General features: G+C 70.8%; 3 protein-coding genes and 1 pseudogene. All 4 read left to right on the top strand.

Translation table 11 applies throughout. From position 1 onward, the window contains the following. The coding region (locus V7067_RS16505) for an ATP-binding cassette domain-containing protein (protein ID WP_334176985.1) at positions 1 to 1,266 on the top strand (1,266 nt) is incomplete at its 5' end. Then, on the top strand, positions 1,263 to 2,375 hold the full coding sequence (locus tag V7067_RS16500) for an ABC transporter permease (protein ID WP_334176984.1): 1,113 nt from the start codon (positions 1,263 to 1,265) through the stop codon (positions 2,373 to 2,375). The genes V7067_RS16505 and V7067_RS16500, both read left to right, overlap by 4 nt. After that, complete coding sequence (locus V7067_RS16495; protein WP_334176983.1) at positions 2,372 to 3,310, top strand: ABC transporter permease; 939 nt, start codon at positions 2,372 to 2,374, stop codon at positions 3,308 to 3,310. The genes V7067_RS16500 and V7067_RS16495 overlap by 4 nt, the downstream gene beginning before the upstream one ends. Before the next feature lie 88 nt (positions 3,311 to 3,398). Continuing rightward, a pseudogene (locus V7067_RS16490) lies at positions 3,399 to 3,615 on the top strand (amidohydrolase); the annotation flags it as partial.

Below are 3,615 nucleotides of genomic sequence, written 5' to 3'. Positions count from 1 at the left end.
CAGCACTTCCGCCTCGTGCCGCGCTTCACGGTGGCCGAGAACATCCGCCTTGCCGCGCTGCCGGCCCGCCGCCGGGCCCTGCGGCGCCGCAGCGATATCGCCGCCTTCGCGCAGCATTGCGGCCTGCCGGTCGATCCGGATGCCGTCACCGGCGAACTGCCGCTGGCCATGCAGCAGCGCGTCGAAATCCTCAAGGCCCTCGTCAACCGCGCCGATCTGCTGGTGCTTGACGAGCCGACCACCATTCTGACGCCGGCAGAGGCCGAAACCCTCTATGCCAGCCTGCGGCGCCTCGCCGGGGGCGGAACCGCGGTTGCCGTCGTCACCCACCACCTGAGCGAGGTCATGGCCCATGCCGACCGCGTTTCGGTCATCCGGCTCGGCCGCCTCATCAGCACCGGCCCGCTGGCCGGCCGCAGCCGCGAAGACCTGATCGGCGACATCGTCGGCCGCACCCTCAATGTCGACGCGCCCTTTCTGCCGGCGCGGGCGCCGGGCGCCCCGGCTCTGGTGGCCCGCGGGCTCACCATCGCGCCCCGTCCCTCCTCCAGCGGCCTGCAGGATTTTTCTCTTGAGGTCGCCGCCGGCGAAGTCGTCGGCATTGCCGGGGTCGAAGGCAACGGCCAGCGCGAGCTGTTCGAGGTGCTGACCGGTCTTGCCCGGCCGCAGGCCGGCCGCCTCACCCTCGGCGGCCATCCGCTCGGTGCCGGGCATGTCGATCCCGCTCAGGTCGGCGCCGTGCCGGAAGACCGCCATCACGAAGGGCTGGTCATGGATCTGTCGATTGCCGCCAACATGGTGCTGCCGCGTGTCGGCCAGCGGCCGTTCAGCCGCTTCGGCTGGCTCGCCCGCCGTGCCATCGGCGCCGAGGCCGCGCGGCTGGCGGAGAGTTTCGATGTGCGCAACGGCGGCCTGTCGCTCACGCCGCGCACCCTGTCCGGCGGCAACCAGCAGAAGATCGTGCTGGCGCGCGCCCTCGGCGACGCAGCCCCGCTCGTCGTCGTGCACCAGCCGACACGCGGGCTCGATGTGCTGGCCAGCGAGGATGTGCTGCGCCGCCTGCGCGCAAGCGCCGATGCCGGCCGCGCGGTGGTGGCCATCAGCAGCAATCTCAGCGAGCTGATGCGGCTGTGCGACCGCATCGTCGTGCTGCTCGCCGGCCGCATCACCGGCACACTGAGCCGGGCCGAGGCCACGCCGGAGCGTCTCGGCGCCCTGCTGACCGGCAGTCTGCCGCCGGCCGCAGCCCCACAGGAGGCCCGATGAACCCCGCCCCCGCCCGCACCGCAGAGCCGGCCGGCCCGATGCCGCCGCCCCCCGCCACCGCCCGGCTGCGCACGCTGCTGAAAAGCCTCGCCGCCAGCAGTCTGCCGGCCGTGGCACTGGCTTTCGCCGCCTCCGTCGCCGCCGCGCTGCTGTTGCTGGAAGCGCTGGGCTTTTCCGCGGCCGCCGCCCTGCCCACGCTGTTCGCCAGCGCCTTCGGTTCCCGTGCCGGCCTTGCCGATACGCTGGTGTTCATGACGCCCCGGCTGCTGGTGGCCCTCGGCGCCATGGTGGCGCTGCGCTGCGGCTTCTTCAATCTGGGCGGCGAGGGGCAGTTGCAGCTCGGGGCCATCGGGGCCGTGCTGCCGGCCGTGCTGCTGCCGCCCACGCTCGGCCCCCTGCTGCTGCCGCTGTCGATCCTGAGTGCTGCACTGTTCGGCGCGGTGTTCGGGCTCATCCCGGCAGTGCTGAAACTCTGGCGCGGGGCGGACGAGATCATCTCCACGCTGATGCTGAACTTCGTCGGCATCTATCTGTGCAAGTATCTGGTGCAGGGGCCGTTGCAGCCGCCGGACTCCGATTTCAACATGAGCGCCAAGATTGCCGATGGCGCCGCCCTGCCGGTTCTTGTGGAGGGCACCCGCCTGCACGGCGGCGTGGTGCTGGCGCTGGTGCTGACGCTCGGCACCTGGGCGCTGCTCTACCGCACCGCCTTCGGCCTGCGGCTGCGGGCGGCGGGCCTCAGCCCGCGCGCGGCACGGCTGCAGGGCTATTCCATCGCCCGCCTCATCCTCGCCTCGATGGCCATCTCCGGCGCGCTCGGCGGGCTCGCCGGCGCGGTGGAGGTGCTGGGCGTGCAATATCGCCTCATCGACGGCTTCAGCGCCCATCTCGGCTTCGACGGGCTCGCCATCGCCCTGCTCGGCGGGCTGGAGCCGGCAGGCGTGCTGCTGGTGGCGCTTTATTTCGGCGCCATCAACAGCGGCATCATGGGCCTTCAGGCCCATCTCAGCGTGCCGGCGGCACTCGCCATGCTGTTCACCAGTCTGCCCATTCTGCTGGTGGCCGGTGTCCACGGCTGGCGGCTCGTGAAAGGACGGCACGCCCGATGACGTTCGATCTCATCACCTTCACGCTGTTTCTCGCCTCCGCCGTGCGCCTTGCCGCCCCGGTCATGCTGGCGGCGCTGGGCGAGATCGTTTCCGAGCGCGCCGGCGTCTTCAACATCGGCCTTGAAGGCATGATGCTGAACGCCGCGTTCGCCGCGGTGCTGGGCGCCGGGCTGACCGGCTCGGCCATGGGCGGGCTCGCCTGCGGGGCGCTGGCCGGCATCGCCAGCGCGGCGGTGCTCGGCCTGTTCGTGGCCGTGCTGCGGGCCGATCAGGTGGTGGCCGGCATCAGCTTCAACATGCTGGCCCTCGGTCTCACCAGCCTTCTGCGGCAGATCGTGCTGAAGGATGCGGCAGCCCTGCCCTCCCTTCGGGCACTGACGGTCTTTAAGATCCCATTCTTCAGCGGCCTGCCGGTTGCCGGCCGCGGTCTCTTCTCGCAAAGCCCGCTGTTTTATTTCGCCGTCGTCATGGCTGTGGTCATCGCTTTCGTGCTGATGCGCACGCGCTGCGGCCTCGTGCTGCGGGCGGCCGGCGAGGGTGCCTCCGCGCTCGATGCCGCGGGCTTCTCCGTCACCGCCGTGCGGTTCGGCGCCATGCTGTTCACTGGCTTCATGGCGGGACTTGGTGGGGCCTATCTGGCGCTTGTGGCCTCCGGCGGCACCTTCGTCGACGACATCACCGGCGGGCGCGGCTATCTTGCGCTGGCGATCGTCATCTTCGGGCGCTGGAAGCCGGTGCTGGCCCTGCTGGCGGCGCTGCTGTTCGGCGCGGCCGATGCCCTGCAATATCAGGGGCAGGCGCTGGGCATCGTGGTGGCGCCGCCGCTGCTGCTGATGGCCCCGTTCGTGCTAGCTCTCGCGGTGTGGGCCGTGCTCGGCCGCAGCCGCGCCGGCCCGGCCGATCTCGGCCGGCCCTTCGTGCGCGGACGGGGATGACCCCGCCCGCAAGCCCCCGCACTACCCCCCGTATTCTGCTTTCCCTCGCGTTCTGCCTTCCCTCGTGTCAGCCCCGGAGCAGCCTGTCATGGCCCGTCTCGTCATCCGCAACGGCATGATCCTCACCCTCGATGAGGCCGCCACCTATCATCAGACCGGAACGGTGATCGTGGAGAACGACCGCATCGTTTCCATCGAAGCCGGCAGCGGTCCGACGGACCTGCAGCGCGACGACGAAGTGATCGACGCCACCGACAAGATCGTCATGCCGGGTCTGATCGACCTGCACTATCACACCGCCATCG

This window comes from Pseudoxanthobacter sp. (assembly GCF_036822375.1).
Classification (GTDB): domain Bacteria; phylum Pseudomonadota; class Alphaproteobacteria; order Rhizobiales; family Segnochrobactraceae; genus Pseudoxanthobacter.
The sequence above is the reverse complement of the archived record's forward strand: the minus strand, read 5'-3'. Positions and strand labels throughout refer to the sequence as shown.